The organism is Enterobacter kobei (genome assembly GCF_001729765.1).
Lineage (GTDB): Bacteria > Pseudomonadota > Gammaproteobacteria > Enterobacterales > Enterobacteriaceae > Enterobacter > Enterobacter kobei.
In genome coordinates this window covers 2,369,547-2,391,539 of record NZ_CP017181.1, presented here as the reverse complement: position 1 = coordinate 2,391,539, position 21,993 = coordinate 2,369,547, and the positions used below count along the sequence as shown (strand labels likewise).

Here is a 21,993-nt window from a genome sequence, read left to right as displayed (position 1 = left end):
ACGAAAATGGCAAAGGATACAACGTTTGAAATTCGGGCCGGTCATGGCCAGCAGTTGGGTGCAAATTATGACGGGAAGGGGGTCAACTTCGCGCTGTTCTCCGCTCACGCTGAGCGGGTGGAGCTCTGTCTGTTTGACCCCTCCGGGAAAACGGAAATCGCCCGGCTCGAGCTTCCTGAATATACCCACGAAGTCTGGCACGGCTATGTGCCGGATCTGAAGCCCGGTACGCTTTACGGCTATCGCGTCTACGGCCCCTATGACCCGGAAAACGGTCATCGCTTCAACCCGCATAAACTGCTTATCGACCCCTATGCCCGCGAACTGGTGGGTGATATCGACTGGAACGAGGCCCATTTCGGCTATGCGCTGGGGCATGACGAATTAGACTTGAGTTTTGATACCCGTGACAGCGCGCCGTTCACGCCAAAATGTAAGGTTATCGACCCGAACGCCTGTGACTGGCAGGACACTAACCGACCCACTATCCCCTGGCCGAACACCGTGGTGTATGAAAGCCACGTAAAAGGGTTTACCCAGATGAACCCGGCAATTCCTCCCGAACTGCGGGGCACCTTTGAGGGGATGGGGCATAAAGCCTCCGTGGACTACATCAAAAGCCTCGGCATCACCTCGGTGGAGCTGCTCCCTGTTCACTGGTTCCCGGACGATCAACATCTTCTCGACCGCGGTCTGAAAAACTTCTGGGGCTATAACACGCTGGGCTTTTTTGCGCCGGCGTCGCGCTACTTCGGCCCGGCGGGGATCCAGGGCTTTCGCGATATGGTGCGCGCTTATCATGATGCTGGCATCGAAGTGATTCTCGACGTGGTGTATAACCACACGGCGGAAGGCAATGAGCTTGGCCCCACGCTCTCGTTTAAAGGCATTGATAACTACAGCTATTATCGCACACTGCCTGACCAGCACCGGTATTACATCAACGACACCGGAACGGGGAACACGGTCAATACCTCTCACCCGCGTGTGCTGCAGATGGTGATGGATTCGCTGCGCTACTGGGCGGAGTCGATGCATATTGACGGTTTCCGTTTCGACCTGGGAACGATACTGGGCCGCGAGCCGGAAGGGTTTGATCCGCGCGGCGGCTTTTTCGACGCCATGACCCAGGATCCGGTTTTATCCCGACTGAAGCTAATTGGTGAACCCTGGGATATCGGCCCCGGCGGCTATCAGGTGGGCGGTTTTCCGCCAGGCTGGGGTGAATGGAACGACAAATACCGCGACACCGTACGCGAGTACTGGAAGGGGGATAACGTCTCTAACGACTTTGCCGCCCGTCTGCTGGGATCCGGTGACTTGTACGATCTGCGCGGGCGTCGCCCCTGGGCCAGCGTTAATTTCATCACCGCCCATGACGGCTTTACGCTGAATGACCTGGTGTCGTACAACGAGAAGCATAACGCCGACAACGGGGAAGACAATAATGATGGCCATAACGATAACCGTTCATACAACTATGGCGAAGAAGGGCCGACGGAGAACCCGGATATTATTGCTACCCGCGAAAGGCAGAAGCGTAATTTCCTGACCACGCTGCTGTTTTCCCATGGTACGCCAATGCTGCTGGCCGGCGATGAGTTTGGCCGCACGCAGAAGGGCAACAACAACGGCTACTGCCAGGACAGTGAGATCTCGTGGATCGACTGGAAAGGACTCTCCGAGAACGACGCTGCGCTGCGCGAGTTTACCCGACGTTTGATTGCGCTTCGTGCCGCGCAACCGTTATTGCGTCGTGAAAGCTGGCGCGACGGGCTGGAGATCCGCTGGTTTAACGCCGGCGGCGGTCCGCAGCAGGCAGAGCAGTGGGATGAGGGCTCGACGCTCGGGGTGTCCATCAGCAGGCCCGATCTCAAACAGGAAGAGGGGATCTGGCACGATGTGCTCATGCTGTTCAACCCGTTTGAAGGCAGCGTGGCATTCCAGATCCCACAGTTTGGTGAAGGGGGATGGGTGCTGGAGCTGTCTACAGCCGATGACGCCGTGACCGGGAAGGCGATCACCGAAGCGGTAGAATTCGAGCTGGCCGGACGCAGCATTACTCTTTTCCGACGGCCCTGAGTTTACAGTGATGCCGCCGCCCTGGCGGCGGTGTCGTACAGGGAGGAAATCGTGCGTAACAGCTGCGCGGTTTCGCCAATGGATTTTCCGGCAATGCCGCTCTCCGCATGTATCGCGATCAGACACGCCTCCCGCACGTCGCGGTATTTCATACATAACGCTTTACCTTCCTCCGTGGTGGAGAAAAAGAGCTCTTTACCCGCTTTCTCACTTGTCACGTAGCCTGCTTTAACCAGCTTTTTCAGGGCATAAGTCACCACATGCGTATCTTCCACGTTGAGAACAAAACAGATATCAGCCAGCTTTTTCTTGCGGTCGCGGTGGTTCACATGGTGCAGAAGTGAGACATCAAAGGCGCCCATATCGGGCTCGCCGGCAGCCGTCATGCAGCGCACCATCCATTTGTTGAACGCGTTGCTGGTCATGATCAGCGCGTATTCCAGCTCTGACAGTTCCGCGCAGCGCTCGGACACCAGATGGCGGGACGAGACGATCCGGCCATCGTTGATGTCGTCGTGATGGGGTGAAGCACGCTTTTCTGAGGTCATAACGTTCCTTAGTCAGAAATGTAAACTCATCGATAAAATAAGAACATTTTATTGATAAATTGTTTACATGTTTTTGAGGTTCAGATATAGCTTTTTAGCGCAGGTTTTGCAAAGCCTGACGAAAACACAACATCGCTCGCCGCAAATTAAAAAAATAGCCGTCGGCGCGCAACGCTCACTTTCGATAGGGTAAACGTTATGGACGGTTCTACGCTGTTGCCGCTGATCGGGATACCGATCGTGGTTATTGGTTTTGCTTTGCGCTTCAACCCGCTACTGGTGGTCGTGGTCGCGGGGCTGGCGACGGGTCTGCTGGTCGGTATGGATTTCGGCATGCTGCTTGAGACCTTTGGCGAGAAGTTCGTCAATAGCCGATCGCTCGCGACCTTCATTCTGATCCTGCCGGTCATTGGTCTGCTGGAATATTACGGGCTAAAAGAGCGCGCCCAGGCCTGGGTCGCGAAGATCGCCAGCGCCACCTCGGCGCGTATTTTGATGCTCTACTTTGTCGCCCGTGAAGGCACGGCCGCGCTGGGGTTGATGTCGCTGGGCGGGCATGCCCAGACGGTACGCCCGCTGCTGGCGCCGATGGCTGAAGGGGCCGCTCTGAACGAGTATGGTGAACTGCCGCAGCATATCCGCGACAAAATCAAAGCCCATGCCGCCGCGTGTGACAATATCGCGGTCTTCTTTGGGGAAGACATTTTTATCGCCTTTGGTGCAGTGCTGCTGATTGACGCGTTCCTGAAAGAGAACGGCATTCAGGGGATTGAACCGCTCCATATCGGCCTGTGGGCCATTCCGACGGCCATTGCGGCATTGATTATTCATATGACACGCCTGCTGCGCCTGGATGCCAGTATCCGTCGTGACGTGATGGCCTGGCGTGCAGAGCAGGCAACGCAGGGGGCCGCGCAATGATGACGCTTATCACCATTAACCGCGTGTACTACCTGATTGGCTTCGTCGTGATGTTGCTGGTGGTCATGACCCTGCGCGATCGTGCGAATCCGAAGCGTTTCACCACGGCGCTTTTCTGGTTTTTATTCGGCGGGATTTTCCTGTTCGGTGATCTGATGGTTCAGGAGCTCGGCAAATCGCTGGCGTACCGGATCATCGGCGGCAGCGTTATCGTTATCGCGCTGCTGGCGGGCTTTGGTCTTGTCGGAAAGGGGCACTACAAAATGGCCTCCGATGAGGAACGGGTTGCCTCGTCAAACCGCCTCAAAAACTGGCTGTTCCTGCCTGCGCTGATGATCCCCGTGGTGACGGTGATCGGGACGCTGTTCCTGAAGGGCGTGTCGATTGGCGGCGTTTATCTTCTCGACCAGAAACAGCTCACCCTTGCGGCGCTGTGCGTGGCCTGCGTCGCGGCGATCCTCACCGGCTGGTGGCTGACGAAGGGCACGCCGCTGCACGCGATTCGCCAGTCTCGCCGTCTTGTCGATACCATCGGCTGGGCGGTGATCCTGCCGCAGATGCTGGCCATGCTGGGTGGGGTATTCGTGGCGGCCAATACCGGTGACTCCGTGCAAAAGGTGGTGAGCCTGTTTGTGAACCCGGATAACCGCTTTATGCTGGTGGTGATTTACTGCGTGGGGATGGCGCTGTTTACCATGATCATGGGTAACGCCTTTGCCGCTTTCCCGGTATTGAGTGCCGGTATCGCCTTGCCGTTCCTGATTAACGTGCATCACGGTAACCCGGCACCGCTGCTGGAGCTGAAGGACAAATATCAGGTAATCAAGATCCAGATCCCGACCGCGTTAACCTTGCTGGTGGTGAACGTGTTCTTAATGTATTTCCTCGTTTTTCGCTAAGGAGCGGTTATGGAATTAACGCAACAACAGGCTGACGCGTTTGCCCGAATGCCTTTAACCTATTTGCGCCAGGAATACCCGAACCACATCATGCACCTGCTGAATGATGATGGGGATGTTCTGCCGCCTCGCGAACTGCACCCGATTTTCTACGGCTGTTTTGACTGGCACTCGGCCGTGCACGGCTACTGGCTGCTGCTGCGCTGCGTGCGTCTCTATCCAGAATTGCCGTGCCGGGAAGAAATCGTCGCGCTATTCGACGAGCACCTAACCGAAGAGAACGTGGCTAAGGAACTGGCCTATTTTACTGCGCCGTTCCGCGCCTCGTTTGAGCGCCCGTATGGCTACGGCTGGCTGCTGGCGCTGGCCCAGGAACTGAAACAGTCGTCGCTGCCGCAGGCCGCAGGCTGGTATCAGACGCTTGAACCGTTAACGCAGGATATTCGCAATCGTCTGGTGGATTACCTCGGCAAGCTCACCTATCCGATCCGCGTCGGGACGCATTACAACACTGCGTTTGCTCTGGCGCTGGCGCTCGACTATGCGCGTACAGTGAGTGACAGCGGGCTTGAGCAGGCTATTCTGGCATCAGCGGAACGGTTTTATCTCGCCGACACGCGCTACCCGGCGCACTACGAGCCCGGCGGTGATGAGTATATTTCCGGTGCGCTGACAGAAGCGTTGCTGATGAGCAAGGTGGCAGAGGACTTCCCGGCCTGGTTCGACGCGTTTCTGCCGGAGGTGGGCGCCGTTGCAGCCCTGATGAGCCCGGCGCAAGTGAGTGACCGTACCGACCCGAAAATTGCCCATCTGGACGGGTTAAACCTAAGCCGCGCCTGGTGTATGAAGCATATCGCAAAAGCGCTTCCCGCAAACCATCCGGCGCAGCAGGCGCTGCGTGATTCGGTGGCGAAACACCTGATGGCAAGCGTAGAGCATGTTGTCGGCAGCCACTACAGCGGCGGGCACTGGCTGGCGAGCTTTGCGCTGCTGGCGCTGGAGTAAATAAACGATACGCCTTTCTTGCCGGGTGGCGCTGCGCTTACCCGGCCTACATTGTTCATTAAAATCAATATATTGCATATTATCTTGTAGGCCCGTGCAAGCGTAGCGCCGCCGGGCGCAGCCTGCTCGCGCTAAACAACACGGCGCCCGTCGAGGCTATGACGGCGATCCACAGCGCAACATGCACGATCCGGTCATCAAGGGTTTGGCCGGGTGTTGCCGCCAGCAGCACGCCCACCGTAGCGGCGCCGAGACACTGGCCGAATGTCCTGACGATAGACAACACGCCGGAGGCATAGCTGGCATAGTCCCGCGTCACGTTAGCGAGCATTTCCCGGTTATTGGGGCTCTGGAAGCAGCCAAACCCTATCCCGCAAACCAGGCTGCGCAGGCAGATGTTCCATACGAATGGGCTTTCAGGCAGGGTCGCCAGCAGAACCAACCCACCGATAAATATCATAAGCCCGAGGGTCGAAATCAGCGGCGCGGAAATCGTATCTGCCCAACGCCCCGCGTGCGGCGCAATCAGCACAATACCTATCGGCCACGGGGTAAAGAGCAGCGCAGAAACCACGGGACTGTAGCCATACACGCTCTGAAACAGGAACGGCAGCGCGACAAAGGTGATGCCCTGGCTCACAAACGAGGCCAGCGAGGTTAGCGCAGCGAGGGTAAAGCGTCCGTTTTTGAATATGACGGGCGGCAATAAAGGGTGACTTGCCCGCCGAATCCGCCAGATAAAGGCGAGGGCGCTCATCAGCGCGAGAAGTCCCCAGCCGATGGCTTCGTGATTAATGTGCTGCGTGACGCGCTGAAGACTGTTAGCCGTCATGACCGTGGCTCCCAGAAATGTTGCGGAGAGCACCGCGCCTGGCGCATCAAAGGAGGATTTATCACCCGCTGATTCCTTCGGTAAAGCGCGCCATGCCAGCAGCAGGGCGATGCAGCCTGGAATAAGGTTAATGGCGAACAGCCATTGCCAGCTCAGCGCGTTCAGTATCGTTCCGCCCAGCACCGGGGCTATCGCCGTGCTGGAGGCGATAAGCAGGGCGTGCAGCCCCAGAACGCGGCCAAGCAGTCTGCCGGGAAAAACGGATCGCAGGATTGCCGGGGCGATGCTCAGGGTGGCCGCGCCGCCGATGCCCTGCAGAATACGCATTCCGATCAGCACATCCGGGGTCTTCGCCAGCGCGCAGCCGAGAGAGGTAAGCGTAAAGGTAGCAAGCCCGGCCAGAAACACCGGGCGATAGCCCACGCGCGCCGCCAGCGCGGCAAAGATGGCGAGGGTCATGGCCGCTGACAGCAAATAACCGTTGGCGAACCAGACAGCAACATTGGCAGGAACCTGCATTGCGCTTGCCATGGAGGGGAGCGCGATGTTGATCATCGTTCCGTCAAAGACCCCCATCAGCGTGGTGGTCATCACGGCGGCCAGGACCCGGGCGCGCTCATGCCCGGATAAACCTTCATCGCCGGGCAGGTTTGAAAATAGCGTCATCGTCGTTACTCCAGAAAAAGAATAGTAATGACGAAACTATAATCATCAGGTATACAGGGCGGAAGACGCAGCATTTGCACTTAATCGTTGCATATAACGCCTTATCTGAGGATTCCTCGTGACCGATCCTGACTTTAATCTGCTTGTCGCGCTCGATGTCCTGCTGGCCGAAGCCAGCGTGGCGGGCGCGGCGCGACGCTTAAACCTGAGCACCTCCGCCATGAGCCGAACCCTGAGCAGGCTGCGGGAGGTCACCGGCGATCCTATTCTGGTTCGGGCGGGTCGTCAGATGGTGCTGACCCCCTGGGCGGAAGCCACACGGGATCGCGCCCGCAACGCCGTACACGAGGCGAGGGCGGTGCTCCAGCCCTCCAGCGATACGCTGAAGGTCGAGAATCTGGCGCGCCTGTTCACCATCAGAGCCAACGACGGTTTTGTGGTGGCGTTTGGGCCACTGCTTATTGCCGCAGTCGCGAGTGTTGCCCCCGACGTTTGTATCCGTTTCTCCCCGAAACCTGAAAAAACATCGCGCTATCTGCGAGAGGGGCTTGTCGATCTGGAAATCGGCGTGCAGAGCAATATGGGGCCTGAAATACGTCTGCAACGGCTGTTTCAGGACAGGTTTGTTGGCGCAGTGCGCCAGGGGCATCCACTGGCTTCGCGCCCGTCAGTTAGCCTGCAGGATTATATCTCCTGGGGGCATGTGGTGGCCTCGCCCGACGGATCGTTACACGGGTTTGTCGATGACGCGCTGGCGGAACGCGGGATGAAACGTAACGTCGCCAGCGTTGTGCCCGGTTTCCCGACGGCGTTATCCGTGGCGTTGGCCTCCGATCTGATTGCCATGGTCCCGGCGCTGTATTTGCTCAATCAGCCCATGTCAGAACGCGTACACGTCTTTGAACTGCCGTTTAAAACCCGGAGCATTACCGTCTCACAGATGTGGCATCCGCGCATGGAAAAGGATCCCGCGCACCGGTGGCTCAGGGAGAAGGTGCTGGAAGTGTGTCGGCCGGTTCGCTGACCGCTTAAACGGTTTTCTTCGGCACGGAAAGTATAAAGCGCGTCGATACCGCATCGGATTCCACACGGATTTTTCCGTGATGGGCGCTGACGATGGATTTCACGATGGCAAGGCCGATGCCGCTGCCTTCGCCTTTACGCTGTCTTGATGGATCCACCCGGTAAAAGCGGTCAAACAGCCTTGGCAGATGTTCTTCCGGGATCGGCGCGCCGGGGTTGGCAACCACCAGTTCAATATTGTTTTCCTGCTCTCGGAGTGAGACGGTCACCGCTTTTCCTTCCGGCGTATAGCGCAGGGCATTGGATAACAGATTGTTAATCGCCCTTCTGAACATCTGCGGATCGCCTTCTGTCAGGCAGGGCATTCCGTTAAATTTCAGCGTGACGTTACGTTCTTCCGCCCAGGCTTCGAAGAAATCGAACACTTTCATGACTTCAGCGCGCAAATCAAAGATCGCCCGGTCCGGGATGAGCTGATTATTATCCGCCTGCGCCAGGAACAGCATGTCGCTGACCATCCGGGTCATTCGGTTGTACTCTTCAAGGCTGGAATACAGCACATCTTCCAACTCCTTCTGAGAACGGTTCTGGCTCAGCGCAATTTCCGTTTGCGTCACCAGATTGGTAACAGGCGTTCTGATCTCATGCGCGATATCGGCGGAAAAATTGGCCTGGCGGGTAAAGACATCTTCTATTTTTTCAATCATATGGTTGAAAGAGATCACCAGCTGTTCCAGCTCAACGGGCACGCGGGACGGTTCAAGTCGCGCGTCGAGATTCTCTGAGGTGATATTTTTAATGGCGGTGCTGACGTTACGCAGAGGCAGATGGCCCTGGCGTACCGCAATACGAATGACAACAATAATCAGCAGACTGATTGCCGCGGCAATCGCGAAGAGATTCTTCTTCAGGGCATCCAGGTAGTGCAGATGAAAATTAATGGAGAGGCCAATCAGCATCACGTAGTCCTGCGATTTGCCCTGCAATGTCGCCGTGCCTGACGAGGCGATAATCCGGTACGTGTCCATTTTCATGTCGGGCTCCGCGTGCATGGAAGCAGAAGAGTCCTCCACCGTCCACAGAAAGACATCCTGGGTGCGACGGTGCACGTTAAAATCCGGTGTATTCATCGCAGGGCGTAATGCTGCCCCGTGTGCCGAGCTGAACAGGGTATTTCCCTGCGGATCCACAAGCAGAACGGCAACGTTGCGGTAACTGGCGATCGACTCGTTGAGTTTACTGATTTTCTTCCGCTCGGGTTCGGCAGGAGATTGGAGGATACGGTGCATCGCGGTGCTGATTTGCTGCAGATCGCTGATGTCCTGCTCAGCAAAATGCTTTTCAACGGAATGCACCATAAACCACGTGAAGGCGAAAAACGCCAGGATCGTGGAGAGACTGATAAAAAAGGTCAGCCGAAGAGCCAGCGAAAAAGGGCGCCTGAAAGGCTTAATGCGCATCCGGCGCCTCCAGCATATAGCCCACACCGCGCACCGTCTGGATCAGCTTGTGTTCATAATCGTTATCGATTTTTGCCCGAAGCCGTTTTACCGCCACATCAATGGCGTTCGTATCGCTGTCAAAGTTCATGTCCCACACCTGAGAGGCAATCAGGGAGCGGGGCAGCACTTCTCCCTGATGACGAAGGAAAAACTCCAGCAGGCTGAACTCCTTACTGGTTAACAGGATGCGATTCCCCGCCCGGCTCACTTTTCTCGACACGAGGTCAACCGTCAGGTCAGCCACCTGAAGCTGGCTTTCCGCAATCACCGTATTTCCGCGCCTCAGCAGCGTTCTTACCCGGGCGAGAAGTTCAGCAAAGGCAAAAGGCTTAATCAGATAATCATCCGCACCCAGCTCAAGCCCTTTGACCCGGTGTTCAATGGTGCCGAGCGCCGTGAGGAGCAGTATGGGCATTCCTTTCCCGGCCGAACGCAGCATGCGGACAATATCCCAGCCGTTCACGTCGGGAAGCATAATATCCAGAATCAGCAGATCGTATTCCGCAGTCATGGCGAGATGGTAACCGTTGAGGCCATTGTCAGCGTGGTCGACGATAAACCCCGCTCAGACCCGATTTACCATCAAGGCTCCCATTGACGGGGTGATCACGGCGTTTGACCTGCGCACCGGCATGAATATTTCAAAAGATAAGGTGGTCGCTCAAATTCAGGGGATGGATCCGGTCTGGATCGGCGCGGCGGTTCCTGAGTCTATTGCTTATCTGCTGAAAGACACGTCGCAGTTTGAGATTTCAGTACCCGCTTACCCTGATAAATCCTTCCCGGTTGAAAAATGGAACCTTCTGCCGAGCGTGGATCCCAGCACCCGTACGCTGCAGGTGCGCCTGCAGGTCTCCAACAAAGACGAGCGTCTGAAACCGGGCATGAATGCGTATCTCAAACTGAATACGCAAAGTCCGGAGATGCTGTTGATCCGGTCCCAGGCCGTTATTGATACCGGAAAGGAACAGCGCGTGATTACCGTCGATGCAGAGGGGCATTTTGTGCCGAAACCGATCCACGTTCTGCATGAATCTCAGCAGCAGTCCGGTATTGGTTCAGGCCTCAACGAAGGGGAGACGGTGGTAGTTAGCGGTCTGTTCCTGATTGACTCCGAGGCCAATATTACCGGCGCGCTGGAGCGCATGCGTCACGCTGAAACAGCAGACAACACGCATTCAGGTCATTAAGGGGACGATGATGATTGAATGGATTATCCGGCGGTCCGTCGCCAACCGTTTCCTGGTGATGATGGGGGCGCTGTTTCTTAGCATCTGGGGCGCATGGACCATCATCAACACACCGGTCGATGCCTTGCCCGACCTGTCTGACGTTCAGGTGATTATCAAAACCAGCTATCCTGGCCAGGCCCCGCAGATAGTTGAAAATCAGGTGACCTATCCGCTCACTACCACCATGCTGTCGGTACCCGGTGCCAAAACCGTGCGCGGTTTTTCTCAGTTTGGTGATTCGTATGTGTATGTCATTTTTGAAGACGGTACTGATTTGTATTGGGCCCGGTCGCGCGTACTGGAGTACCTGAACCAGGTTCAGGGCAAACTGCCTGCTGGCGTGAGTTCAGAAATTGGCCCGGATGCCACGGGGGTGGGCTGGATATTTGAATATGCGCTGGTCGATCGTTCCGGTAAGCACGATCTCGCAGAATTGCGCTCATTGCAGGACTGGTTCCTGAAATTTGAGTTAAAAACCATCCCCAACGTGGCTGAAGTGGCATCGGTTGGCGGTGTGGTTAAGCAGTATCAGATCCAGGTCAATCCGTTAAAACTGGCCCAGTACGGCATAAGCCTGTCGGAGGTTAAGCAGGCCCTTGCGTCGTCGAACCAGGAAGCAGGGGGATCGTCGGTTGAAATGGCGGAAGCAGAGTATATGGTCCGGGCCAGCGGCTACCTACAGACGATAGACGATTTCAATAATATCGTGCTGAAAACCAGTGAGAACGGTGTCCCGATTTACCTGCGCGATGTTGCTCGCGTACAAACGGGGCCGGAAATGCGCCGCGGTATTGCTGAGCTGAACGGGCAGGGGGAAGTGGCGGGTGGCGTGGTGATCCTGCGCTCGGGCAAAAATGCGCGTGAAGTCATTACGGCGGTGAAGGATAAGCTGGAAACGTTGAAGGCCAGCCTGCCGGAAGGCGTCGAGATTGTGACGACCTACGATCGCAGCCAGTTAATCGACAGAGCTATCGATAACCTGAGCGGCAAGCTGATTGAAGAATTTATCGTGGTGGCCATCGTCTGTGCGCTGTTCCTCTGGCATGTCCGCTCTGCACTGGTGGCGATTGTCTCTCTGCCGCTCGGCCTGTGTATTGCCTTTATTGTGATGCATTTTCAGGGACTGAACGCCAACATCATGTCGCTGGGGGCATTGCCATTGCCGTCGGTGCGATGGTGGATGCGGCCATTGTGATGATTGAAAACGCGCACAAACGGCTGGAAGAGTGGGATCATCTGCATCCGGAAGAGCAGATCGACAACGCCACCCGCTGGAAGGTGATCACCAATGCCTCTGTGGAAGTGGGGCCCGCACTGTTTATCAGCCTGCTGATCATCACCTTATCGTTTATTCCCATCTTTACCCTTGAGGGACAGGAAGGGCGACTGTTTGGTCCACTGGCCTTCACGAAAACGTACTCCATGGCGGGGGCGGCCATGCTCGCCATCATCGTTATCCCCATCCTGATGGGCTTCTGGATCCGCGGAAAAATCCCCGCAGAGAACAGTAACCCGCTGAACCGGCTGCTGATTAACGCCTATCATCCGCTGCTGATCAGGGTTCTCCACTGGCCAAAAGCCACCCTGTTGGTTGCAGCCTTATCTATCTTCACGGTTATCTGGCCGCTGAGCCAGGTTGGCGGTGAGTTTTTACCGAAGATCAACGAAGGCGACCTGCTGTATATGCCCTCGACCTTGCCCGGTGTGTCTCCGGCAGAAGCGGCGGCGCTCCTGCAAACCACGGACAAACTCATCAAAACGGTGCCTGAAGTGGCGTCTGTTTTCGGCAAGACAGGTAAGGCAGAAACGGCAACGGATGCCGCACCGCTTGAAATGGTGGAAACCACGATTCAGCTCAAACCAGAGGATCAGTGGCGGCCCGGCATGACGATTGACAAGATTATTGACGAACTGGATAACACCGTTCGTTTGCCAGGCCTGGCTAACCTGTGGGTTCCGCCTATTCGTAACCGCATTGATATGCTCTCCACCGGGATCAAAAGCCCGATAGGTATCAAAGTGTCCGGTACCGTTCTGTCTGATATCGACGCCACGGCGCAGCGCATCGAGGCGGTCGCCAAAACGGTGCCCGGCGTGGTGTCTGCTCTGGCGGAACGCCTGGAGGGCGGGCGTTACATTGATGTGGATATTAACCGGGAAAAAGCCGCCCGCTACGGAATGACGGTGGGCGATGTGCAGCTGTTTGTCTCTTCGGCCATTGGCGGCGCAACGGTAGGTGAAACGGTGGAAGGCGTCGCCCGCTACCCGATCAATATTCGTTATCCTAAGGACTACCGGAACAGCCCGAATGCGTTAAAACAGATGCCTATCCTGACGCCGATGAAACAGCAGATCACGCTGGGCGATGTGGCTGATATTAAGGTTGTTTCCGGCCCCACGATGTTGAAAACGGAGAATGCCCGGCCAGCCAGCTGGATTTACATCGATGCACGGGGCAGGGATATGGTATCGGTGGTGAACGACATTAAGACGGCCATCAGTCAGAACGTGAAGCTGATGCCAGGTACCAGCGTGTCTTTCTCCGGACAATTTGAGCTTCTCGAACATGCCAATAAGAAGCTGAAACTGATGGTACCGATGACGGTGATGATCATCTTCATTTTACTTTACCTGGCGTTTCGTCGCGTGGATGAAGCAATGCTGATCCTGATGAGTCTGCCGTTCGCCCTGGTCGGTGGAATATGGTTTCTCTACTGGCAGGGTTTCCATATGTCAGTCGCAACCGGAACCGGATTTATCGCCCTGGCCGGGGTCGCAGCGGAATTTGGGGTCGTTATGCTGATGTATTTACGTCATGCCATTGAAGCGCAACCGGAACTGTCCCGTCGGGAAACGTTCACAGAACAAGGGCTTGATGAAGCACTATATCATGGTGCCGTGCTCCGTGTGCGGCCAAAGGCCATGACCGTCGCGGTGATCATTGCGGGCCTGCTGCCAATACTTTGGGGGACTGGTGCCGGTTCGGAAGTTATGAGCCGGATAGCGGCGCCCATGATCGGCGGGATGATCACAGCGCCGCTGTTATCGCTGTTTATCATTCCTGCGGCTTACAAGTTGATTTGGTTGCGCAGGCATAACTCAGCGACAATCGTTCGCGAAGATGACAGGGGGCCCAATACCTGATAAGTTAGCTATTCAATATGCTATTCATAAAGCGATTCACTACGATGATAAACCGATCCGAAACGTTACGACAACTGCTGAGGCAAGGCCCAATATCGGTAAGACAACTAATTGATATTATGGGTATTAGCCAGCCAACCATCTCCAGGGCGATTAAAGCACTTGGCGATGAGGTTGTTCGGATCGGCTCCGGTCCATCTATTCACTATGTGCTACGCGATACGCGTCGGGGGTTCAGTTCGGCCCCCATTTACCGCATAACGGAAGAGGGCCAGGTTAAACCGCTGGGCAGACTCGTTCCGGTTTATCCAGACGGATTTGTAATGGAGCAAACGGACGGTATTTGCCTCCATAGCGACGGGTTGCCGTGGTGGCTGTTTGACATGCGGCCCCAGGGATATCTTGGCCGCGCGTATGCCTCCCGATTTTCATTCGAACTGGGCCTGCCGGCAAATCCAGAGAGCTGGAGTGATTCGGATGTTATCAGGGCATTGCTGGCACACGGACACGATGCGGTGGGGAATCTGTTAATAGGTGAACAGGCGCGGAACCATTTTGTGGAGATGCCGTCGCCTGTAGCCGTGGATCGGCCCACGGCATACCCGGCGCTGGCGCTGGCCGTTAGCTCCGGAGAGGTGCCGGGTTCCTCCGCTGGTGGTGAACAACCCAAATTTTGCACCTATACAGAACGAGGTCACGTCATCGTGAAATTCACGGCGCCGGACGATAACCCTATTAGCGAACGCTGGCGGGATCTGTTGCTGGCGGAACACGTTGCATTAAAGGTGCTCGGCGTCGAAACAGAGTTGTTTGATTTTGGCGGACAGCGCTTCCTCGAAATCCCGCGCTTCGATCGCACAGGCGCGCTTGGTCGCAATGGTCTCTTTTCTTTACGAGCGCTGGAAGCGGAATTTGTCGGCCGGGCGAGAGAGACATGGCCCGTGCTGGTTAATGAGCTGGTAAAGCAGGGCTGTGTTCACCCTGATGCGGTGGCCGCTACGGCACGGCTTTGGGCGTTTGGCATGCTGATTGGCAATACCGACATGCACCACGGTAATCTGTCGTTCATCAGCGCGCATGGCCGACCTTACCATCTTGCGCCAGCCTATGACATGCTGCCCATGGGATTTGCACCTAAGTCAGGAGGCGGAATGGTGAATACGCTTCGTCCGGCATCGCTTCCTGAGGTGATAGAGGGAGATACCTGGCACGAGGCGCTGGAACTGGCTGAGCGTTTTTATGCTTTGGCCAGCAATTGCGACCGTTTCTCTGCCAGTTTTACGCCATGCATGGTGGCGTTACGCGCACATATTGACGACGCGGGGGCGAGGATAGCGCGCCTGGGATGATGCGCATGGAGAGATGCATTTTTATGGACTAAGGAAGATATCACAGAAGGTATGGAGACCTGGAGTGTCTCAATATTGTATTTAACATAATATACATTATGCGCACCAACATGGATTCAGGCAGAATCCAGAGATTTGTGGGCATCCTTGTTCTCGCAGAATATGGATGTGCTGAGTCTGGTTGGTTCGCCTAACGGTTGAAATGTCTTGCGGCCTTTCACGGAATTACGGCTCCCCCTGAAGTTTCTCTTCGGGACCGATTCAAATGAAACGATTAATACTTGCTGCGACTGTAATAAGTGCAAGCCTGTTGCCATTTACCTGTTCGGCAAATGCCGACTCACTGGGTATCAATAAAGACTGCGATAACCATCCTGTCAGCCAGTACGGCATGGACACCATTACCGCATTCAGTCAGTACAAGACGGAATCGAAAAAATTTAAAGATGCGCTGACTGCGTTCTGCAATAAAGGCAAAACCATGGGCGACATGGGATTTGAAGCTGCCAATGCTCACTCTCTTGCTGAAGCAAGGAAATGGACTGACTCCAGTCTTCCTGGGGGAAATGAAGAGCAGAAAAAATTTTCAGCAGCCATGGGGAGCCTGCTTTACTTTGCAATGCTGAATGGATTCTCTGGTTTTGACTATCCCAGGCCGCCCGAGCAAAAAGAAAAACCAGTAAGCTCATTTAATCCAAATGAAATATGCGATGACATATCATCTAAAGCAGCCAAATATTCAACCTCGAATCTCCCCCCACAAGTGCAGATTTCATTAGCTGAGTGGAATCAAATCAAAGGCGAGTTTCAGATGGTGTGTTTTGCGGGAATTATGGCGGGTAACAATCGCCAGTCGGTTGACTCAAAAATATTGGCTGGAATGAATGATATTGGCAAAGAAGTGTATTTAAGTGCTTATCGTTCTGGTTCGGAATACCCAAAGCCTCGCAGCAAAAACAACACAGAAAAAAGTGATGCTGCAGCAAGGGAGAAAGAGGCTGCAAAGGAGAAAGCAGATGCATCCGGAAAACAAAGTGCCACCAACAAAACAAAGCAGGCTGACGATTATAAATCCAAGAGTGTTCGCCTTGACTCCCCCGATTTTCAACGCTTTCAGTCTTCACTCAGAAATGAATTTATGCGGCGAATTGGTGATGCGACGCGTTTTTCAGGAAAAGAATGTTCAATAAATGTCTGGATGTCACAGAAAGGTGAGGTTCTGTCAGCCAGGAAGGAATCCGGAGATGAAGAGCTTTGCTCTGTGGTATTGCAGGCATCGAAGGGAATGAGGCTTAGCCCTATGAGTAATGAAGTTTACGGAGTGTTCCGTAATCCATCCCTCAACTTTAAATTCTAGTTCATGCCGGGTAAGAGTCTTCACTTTTGTGGGGATTCTTATTTTCTTTTTGTTGTTATTGTCAGCTCAAGCCGCATGGCTCTCCTGCGGAGGGCTTAATATTGGGATAATATTGAAACATCAAAGACAGATGCAGATAAGTACAGAAAACCGATAATAACAATTAAACAGTAAGTCTATATAAGAGAACAACAGAACAGATATATAAAAGAATTAACCCCGGTTGGCGATTTGGCGATGGTAGCACGGATATTTAAATCTGTAAAACGGTTATATTTATTTTTTTATTTCCCCACCCTATCGGGTGATTCCGGCGCAGTCCTGACCCTGAGTGCGCTCCCTGTAATGCACCATGCGCAACGCCAGAGTCAATGGCAATGCAAAACCATAACTAAGGGTAAAATCACCCCAAAGCCGCATACAGGCAGTCAGCGGTCACGATGTAAGCAAAATACCAGGTACTGTATAAATAAACAGCCTTGCAATTGTCAGGCATATGCGCCCTCTCACACTGGCAACCCCCCTGTTCCGCCCTGTTTATTGCATCTGTACAGCCATCTGAGCGCATCCGGCTGCAACCTGACGCATTTGTATGTGCCGTATTAATGATGCCACACAGAGCGCCTGACGGTTTGTACCATCATCTGTCACAATTCATTGTTTGAAAAATTTTATATTTTATTTTTTGAAGTGATTACATAAATATAATCCATCTCTCCGGCATGAGTGCCTGACTGAAGGTGAATCGAAAAAGAAGGACCCGCCCCGATTCTTTTTGCTCCCTTCCCTTTCAGTTAAATCACGCAGGAGAAATATCATGCCCCACCACAAAAAAGGTATCCGTAATAATTGCTTTCATCAAAATTATACTCATGACGTATTGTTTCCCGGTGCAACATTCAGAACCCGACATAATGGAGAATGCGCCATTCTTGGTCGCTCTGATGATAAATCAAGGCGAGGCTATTATGTCGTGGAATTCAAAGACAGTGGCATCATCAAGGAAGCCTATGGCTCGCATATTAAAACTGGTTCTGTATCAGACGAAGCTTTTCCATCATCGGAGGAAGAACGACGAAAGTTACTGATGACACCAAAATATTACGGCGTCGGATATATTGGTAATGGATGTCATTCAACTATTGAAAACACCCGAACACACCAAAGAACGAGAGCATTCATACTCTGGCATAACATGCTGGCAAGGTGCTACATGACAACCAAAGGAAAGCAGTATTTTAAAGGCTACAAAGGTGTCACTGTATGCGAGCGATGGCATAACTTTCAGAACTTCTGCAATGACCTTCCAAAATTGCATGGCTACAACAAATGGAAGGATAATCCGGGAGAGTATGAGCTCGATAAGGATTACTCACATCGCCGAATTTATTCTGCTGACACGGTGGCATTTATCAGCGCAGAAGAAAATGCCAGGGAAGCTGGATTGCGACGCGTTGCCATGAAGATTCCTTCCGGGCATTATCATGAAATAAATAAAATTCGAGATGAGATATTAACGGAGGCTGAAGATGAATTAAAAAACAATCAAATTAATTATGAAGTTGTTCTTAACGGGAATATGAAAGTAATCCTGTCTGAAACCCCTTATGGCACAGTGTTGTTCTGGCCTCTCACGAAAAAGATTCAGCGTAATTGCTACATGATTGATGGTGATGTACAGGTTTATGTTCATTACCTGCGCTGGCTCATACTTCAGTGGGAAAACAGAAATCCCGACATAAACTGTGTTGCCACAACCTGTTGATGATGCTATAAAATAGTCATAAAATAACCGGCATTTCACAATGCTATCTATTAATAAGAAAAAACGAACATTCAGGATGTATCTGTAATTCCGCTGTTGCAGCGATTTTCTATGCCAGAAAACAAGTAACAACGTCTGGCAGTTCATTGCAGAAGGCTAAATGCCAGCACTTCGTGCAGTCATTTAACATGTTCAACACATTATGCGCACTTGCATTAGGTAAGGCGAAATCTGGCGTTTCGTGGCTGTCATTGTCCTGAATGCTGATAGTCTCTGAAAGCGTCTCCGTTGACCATCTCACAGTGCCTTCCGCTTTTGCTCAGAGTTTCAATCCTGCGTGTTTAGAAAAAGTTGAACGATGCCTGATATACTTCGGCTTTTGGAAAACGCAGCCCTGAGCAAATGGAAATTGAATTAAATAAAAGCGTTAAAGAACGAATCTTCCATGCTGTCATTTTTGAAGTCATAGCTAACGTTATCATCGCGCTGTCGCTTGCCTGGTTGATGAACGTTTCGATACTTCAGTCTGGCTCGCTGTCCGTGATATCTGCACTGACCGCGACGGCATGGAATTTTGTTTTTAATAAACTCTTTGACTCGCTGCAGAAAAAATACCGCTTTCAACGAACCTTCCTTGTTCGTGCTATCCATGCGGTGGGTTTTGAAACAGGACTGATCATCACCTTAATCCCCGTTGCGATGGTTATGCTGGATTTACCCCTCACTGAGGCATTTTTCGTTGAGATTGGACTGGTGCTGTTTTTCCTGCCATACACAATGCTGTTTAACTGGCTATACGATTACCTGCGTTGGATGTTCGTTGGACGGAGGCGTTCGGCTTCGTTGCAATAGCCCTTCTGCCTAAGTGATTACATGCTTTGTCATGCATGATTTTGCACGATAATGCACGAAAACATTTCATAACGCGGCGGTAATCTCGTAAGATATTGTCTGCAAACGTGCAACTTCATGCAATCACACTGACAGAGGTATCTATGACACAACAGCTCATTTTAATTGCCGGCCCCTATCGAAGCGGCACCGATGGCCTTCAGGCGCGCATTGATGAGAATCTTGCGCGTCTCGAAAACGCCGCATTAGCCGTATACCAGCGTGGTCACGTTCCGGTCATTGGCGAATGGCTGGCTCTGCCGCTGGCGAAGGCCGCGGGCTCGACATCGTTGGGAGATGACATCGCAGAATCAATGCTTTACCCCGTAGCTCACCGGCTCATCGCAAAATGCGATGCGATTTATCGGATTGCCGGTGCGTCTAAGGGGGCGGATATGGACATTGAAGTGGCCAGGGAACTTGGCCTCACGATTTATACTACGCTGGAGAGCATTCCTCAGGCTTAACGATGACCGTGCCAGTCAGTCATCTGACTGGCTCATGAGGAAGCCAGTACGACCGATACCCCTTTTTCGGATAGCGTATGCACCCAGCCACGATCGGTATCGTCTTCGACGACAAGGGTATTCGCTAAGGATACGTCCCCAATCACAAACGATGACGCCGTATTGATTTTTTCCGGTGAAGCCAGAACAACCGTCTCGGCCGCTCTGCCGGAAAATGCACGTTTGATGCACGCCTCTTCGAAATCGCCCGTGGTCAACCCTGCTTCCGGATGGATCCCGGTCACGCCCATAAAGAACAGATCGGCATGAATGTTTTCGATACCTTCGATGGCCGCCGCGCCGACTGCAACAATCGAGTGTTTATACAAACGGCCGCCAATCAGAATCACTTCAATAGCGGGATGATTAACCAGCCCCAGAGCAATGCTCGGACTGTGCGTCACCACGGTAATACGCAAATCAGGCGGTAAGAAAGTAATCAGTTCAGAGGTGGTCGTTCCACCGTCAATGATCACTACCTGGCCCGAAGAAATCAGCTGCGCGCCCTTCTGCGCTACCTTTCTTTTGGCATCCATTTTAACGGACTGACGCTCTGCAAAAGGTACAATAGCGGAAGACGACGGCAGCGCACCGCCGTGAACACGCTGTAAACGCCCTTCTGCCGCCAGCTCGCGTAAATCACGCCGGATGGTGTCCTCAGAGACATCAAAGAGAATGCTGAGCGCTTTAGACTGGACCTGGCCTTCGGCGCCGAGCTTCTCTAGTATCAATTGTTTTCGCTGACTGGTGAGCATTCTGGATTCCTGATATTGCATGATAAATCTTGAAACTGCACGTTAATGCTGTTATTGATCGTTACTCTACGTAAGGAGGACAAAACGTGCAATCGAAACGTGCAGATGTGCGCATCATTAACGATGAAATATTGTCAGATAACTGGTACTTACTCAAAAAATATACCTTTGACCATCAACGACGCGATGGCGAATGGCAGCGACAAACACGTGAAGTCTATGACCGGGGGAATGGCGCGACTATTCTGCTCTACAACCGTGATAAAAAAACGGTGATTCTGACTCGCCAGTTCCGTTTCCCGGTCTTTATCAATGGTCATCAGGGTGATCTGATCGAGGCTGCTGCGGGCCTGCTCGACAATATGGATCCAGAGAGCCGAATAAAGGCAGAAGCGGAAGAAGAGACCGGGTTTAAGGTGTCGAGCGTGCAGAAAATCTTTGAAGCCTATATGAGCCCGGGTTCCGTTACGGAGAAACTCTACTTCTACCTTGCCGAATATCAGCCAAAGGATAAAACCAGCGCAGGCGGCGGTATCAAAGCGGAGGGTGAGGATATCGACGTGCTGGAGCTCCCCTTTGAGGACGCTTTGCGGGGCATTGAAACGGGCATGATTGTTGACGGGAAAACCATCATGCTGCTCTATCATGTTGCACTGAAAGGCATTCTGTAATCTGACCTTGTTGCGGCACCTGTCCCGGTGCAGGTGCCGGCCTGTGCTATCCTTGCTGGTACACGCAAAAAGGAGATCTAAAGATGGCCGACTGGAACCCTTCTCTTTATCTGCAATACGGTGCTGAACGCACGCGTCCTGCCGCTGAGCTACTCGCCAGAATCCCACTGGATGACGTCGCCACCCTCGCCGATTTGGGCTGTGGTCCGGGAAACAGCACGGCGCTGTTGCGCCATCGCTGGCCGAACGCACAGATTACCGGGGTCGATAACTCGCCTGCCATGCTGGAAGAGGCGCGCAGTGCGCTGCCGGGCTGCCGCTTTGTTGAGTCCGATATCCGCCAGTATAAGCCGGACCAGGCGCTGAATTTGATTTATGCCAATGCCTCATTGCAATGGGTTCCAGACCATTACGATCTTCTGCCTCACCTTGTTTCTCTCCTCGCGCTTAATGGCGTCCTGGCGATCCAGATGCCGGACAACTGGCTTGAGCCTACTCACGTAGCCATGCGCGAAGTGGCCCTGGAGCAAGACTATCCTGACCGCGGTAGAGAACCGCTGCCTGGGGTCCATGCCTACTATGACATTTTGTCCGAAGCCGGGTGTGAGGTGGATATCTGGCGGACGACCTATTTCCATAAAATGCGCTCGCATCAGGCCATCATTGACTGGGTCAGCGCCACCGGGTTACGCCCATGGCTCCAGGAACTGAACGAGCACGAACAGAAACGTTTCCTGAAACGCTACCATGAACTACTGGAAGAGCAGTATCCGCTCCAGGAAAACGGGCAGATACTGCTGGCTTTTCCTCGGTTGTTTATGGTTGCTCAGCGTCAACCCTGAGGC

The 21,993-nt window shown here is 53.5% G+C and carries 16 protein-coding genes and 3 pseudogenes; 14 read left to right on the top strand and 5 right to left on the bottom strand.

What is annotated here, in order from left to right; translation table 11 throughout:
• Positions 1-6: 6 nt before the first annotated feature.
• On the top strand, positions 7-2,082 hold the full coding sequence (gene glgX / locus BFV64_RS11565; RefSeq protein ID WP_023330442.1) for a glycogen debranching protein GlgX: 2,076 nt from the start codon (positions 7-9) through the stop codon (positions 2,080-2,082).
• Positions 2,083-2,084: 2 nt separating this feature from the next.
• On the opposite strand, the gene BFV64_RS11560 is transcribed toward glgX, so the two are convergent.
• Entirely contained in the window at positions 2,085-2,630 is a 546-nt protein-coding gene (locus tag BFV64_RS11560) for a winged helix DNA-binding protein (protein ID WP_014883867.1), read from the bottom strand.
• Positions 2,631-2,828: 198 nt separating this feature from the next.
• Between BFV64_RS11560 and BFV64_RS11555 the strand changes: the two genes are divergently transcribed.
• The 3 genes from BFV64_RS11555 to BFV64_RS11545 are packed head-to-tail and all read left to right on the top strand — an operon-like array spanning position 2,829 to position 5,455.
• The gene (locus BFV64_RS11555; RefSeq protein WP_014883866.1) at positions 2,829-3,551 is read left to right on the top strand and encodes a DUF969 domain-containing protein; all 723 of its coding nucleotides are present in this window, start codon (positions 2,829-2,831) and stop codon (positions 3,549-3,551) included.
• Positions 3,548-4,450 carry a DUF979 domain-containing protein gene (locus tag BFV64_RS11550; RefSeq protein ID WP_069602096.1) on the top strand — a complete coding sequence of 301 codons (903 nt, stop codon included), beginning with the start codon at positions 3,548-3,550 and terminating at the stop codon, positions 4,448-4,450. The genes BFV64_RS11555 and BFV64_RS11550 overlap by 4 nt, the downstream gene beginning before the upstream one ends.
• Positions 4,451-4,459: 9 nt before the next feature.
• The gene (locus BFV64_RS11545; RefSeq protein ID WP_023330440.1) at positions 4,460-5,455 is read left to right on the top strand and encodes a DUF2891 domain-containing protein; all 996 of its coding nucleotides are present in this window, start codon (positions 4,460-4,462) and stop codon (positions 5,453-5,455) included.
• 79 nt (positions 5,456-5,534) lie between these two features.
• On the opposite strand, the gene BFV64_RS11540 is transcribed toward BFV64_RS11545, so the two are convergent.
• Complete coding sequence (locus tag BFV64_RS11540) at positions 5,535-6,953, bottom strand: MFS transporter (RefSeq protein ID WP_069602095.1); 1,419 nt, start codon at positions 6,951-6,953, stop codon at positions 5,535-5,537.
• 118 nt (positions 6,954-7,071) lie between these two features.
• On the opposite strand from BFV64_RS11540, the gene BFV64_RS11535 reads away from it, so the two are divergent.
• A complete protein-coding gene (locus tag BFV64_RS11535; RefSeq protein WP_014883862.1) occupies positions 7,072-7,977 on the top strand; it encodes a LysR family transcriptional regulator in 906 nt (301 codons plus the stop codon).
• Between the two features lie 4 nt (positions 7,978-7,981).
• Here BFV64_RS11535 and BFV64_RS11530 read toward each other — a convergent pair whose 3' ends face one another.
• Both BFV64_RS11530 and BFV64_RS11525 read right to left on the bottom strand, forming a co-directional pair.
• A complete protein-coding gene (locus tag BFV64_RS11530) occupies positions 7,982-9,436 on the bottom strand; it encodes a Cu(+)/Ag(+) sensor histidine kinase (protein WP_023330438.1) in 1,455 nt (484 codons plus the stop codon).
• Positions 9,426-10,043: pseudogene (locus BFV64_RS11525) on the bottom strand (copper/silver response regulator transcription factor); the annotation flags it as partial. The gene BFV64_RS11530 and the pseudogene BFV64_RS11525, both read right to left, overlap by 11 nt.
• A 1-nt stretch (position 10,044) precedes the next feature.
• Here BFV64_RS11525 and BFV64_RS11520 point away from each other — a divergent pair.
• The 7 genes and pseudogenes from BFV64_RS11520 to BFV64_RS11490 all read left to right on the top strand — a co-directional run.
• A pseudogene (locus BFV64_RS11520) lies at positions 10,045-10,668 on the top strand (efflux RND transporter periplasmic adaptor subunit); the annotation flags it as partial.
• A 7-nt stretch (positions 10,669-10,675) separates the two neighbouring features.
• A pseudogene (silA, locus tag BFV64_RS11515) lies at positions 10,676-13,854 on the top strand (Cu(+)/Ag(+) efflux RND transporter permease subunit SilA).
• A 44-nt stretch (positions 13,855-13,898) separates the two neighbouring features.
• Complete coding sequence (yjjJ, locus tag BFV64_RS11510; RefSeq protein WP_045134087.1) at positions 13,899-15,203, top strand: type II toxin-antitoxin system HipA family toxin YjjJ; 1,305 nt, start codon at positions 13,899-13,901, stop codon at positions 15,201-15,203.
• A gap of 265 nt (positions 15,204-15,468) precedes the next feature.
• A complete protein-coding gene (locus tag BFV64_RS11505) occupies positions 15,469-16,560 on the top strand; it encodes a cell envelope integrity TolA C-terminal domain-containing protein (protein ID WP_069602094.1) in 1,092 nt (363 codons plus the stop codon).
• An 817-nt stretch (positions 16,561-17,377) separates the two neighbouring features.
• Positions 17,378-18,325, top strand: a complete 948-nt coding sequence (locus BFV64_RS11500) for a hypothetical protein (protein WP_069602093.1) — start codon at positions 17,378-17,380, stop codon at positions 18,323-18,325.
• A 402-nt stretch (positions 18,326-18,727) separates the two neighbouring features.
• Complete coding sequence (locus BFV64_RS11495) at positions 18,728-19,177, top strand: PACE efflux transporter (protein ID WP_045134025.1); 450 nt, start codon at positions 18,728-18,730, stop codon at positions 19,175-19,177.
• 143 nt (positions 19,178-19,320) lie between these two features.
• Positions 19,321-19,683, top strand: coding sequence for a TIR domain-containing protein (locus BFV64_RS11490; RefSeq protein WP_023330429.1), 363 nt, complete (start codon positions 19,321-19,323; stop codon positions 19,681-19,683).
• Positions 19,684-19,715: 32 nt separating this feature from the next.
• On the opposite strand, the gene BFV64_RS11485 is transcribed toward BFV64_RS11490, so the two are convergent.
• A complete protein-coding gene (locus BFV64_RS11485; RefSeq protein WP_014883850.1) occupies positions 19,716-20,477 on the bottom strand; it encodes a DeoR/GlpR family DNA-binding transcription regulator in 762 nt (253 codons plus the stop codon).
• A gap of 86 nt (positions 20,478-20,563) precedes the next feature.
• Between BFV64_RS11485 and BFV64_RS11480 the strand changes: the two genes are divergently transcribed.
• Both BFV64_RS11480 and tam read left to right on the top strand, forming a co-directional pair.
• Positions 20,564-21,148, top strand: a complete 585-nt coding sequence (locus BFV64_RS11480; protein ID WP_014883849.1) for an NUDIX hydrolase — start codon at positions 20,564-20,566, stop codon at positions 21,146-21,148.
• Positions 21,149-21,231: 83 nt separating this feature from the next.
• Complete coding sequence (gene tam, locus BFV64_RS11475; RefSeq protein WP_014883848.1) at positions 21,232-21,990, top strand: trans-aconitate 2-methyltransferase; 759 nt, start codon at positions 21,232-21,234, stop codon at positions 21,988-21,990.
• The last annotated feature ends 3 nt before the right edge of the window (positions 21,991-21,993 follow it).

Coding starts and splice junctions, on each gene's coding strand:
- BFV64_RS11560 (WP_014883867.1), bottom strand. CDS start 2,630: ATGACCTCAGAAAAGCGTGCTTCACCCCATCACGACGACATCAACGAT.
- BFV64_RS11555 (WP_014883866.1), top strand. CDS start 2,829: ATGGACGGTTCTACGCTGTTGCCGCTGATCGGGATACCGATCGTGGTT.
- BFV64_RS11540 (WP_069602095.1), bottom strand. CDS start 6,953: ATGACGCTATTTTCAAACCTGCCCGGCGATGAAGGTTTATCCGGGCAT.
- BFV64_RS11545 (WP_023330440.1), top strand. CDS start 4,460: ATGGAATTAACGCAACAACAGGCTGACGCGTTTGCCCGAATGCCTTTA.
- BFV64_RS11505 (WP_069602094.1), top strand. CDS start 15,469: ATGAAACGATTAATACTTGCTGCGACTGTAATAAGTGCAAGCCTGTTG.
- tam (WP_014883848.1), top strand. CDS start 21,232: ATGGCCGACTGGAACCCTTCTCTTTATCTGCAATACGGTGCTGAACGC.
- glgX (WP_023330442.1), top strand. CDS start 7: ATGGCAAAGGATACAACGTTTGAAATTCGGGCCGGTCATGGCCAGCAG.
- BFV64_RS11490 (WP_023330429.1), top strand. CDS start 19,321: ATGACACAACAGCTCATTTTAATTGCCGGCCCCTATCGAAGCGGCACC.
- BFV64_RS11530 (WP_023330438.1), bottom strand. CDS start 9,436: ATGCGCATTAAGCCTTTCAGGCGCCCTTTTTCGCTGGCTCTTCGGCTG.
- BFV64_RS11550 (WP_069602096.1), top strand. CDS start 3,548: ATGATGACGCTTATCACCATTAACCGCGTGTACTACCTGATTGGCTTC.
- yjjJ (WP_045134087.1), top strand. CDS start 13,899: ATGATAAACCGATCCGAAACGTTACGACAACTGCTGAGGCAAGGCCCA.
- BFV64_RS11495 (WP_045134025.1), top strand. CDS start 18,728: ATGGAAATTGAATTAAATAAAAGCGTTAAAGAACGAATCTTCCATGCT.
- BFV64_RS11500 (WP_069602093.1), top strand. CDS start 17,378: ATGCCCCACCACAAAAAAGGTATCCGTAATAATTGCTTTCATCAAAAT.
- BFV64_RS11485 (WP_014883850.1), bottom strand. CDS start 20,477: ATGCTCACCAGTCAGCGAAAACAATTGATACTAGAGAAGCTCGGCGCC.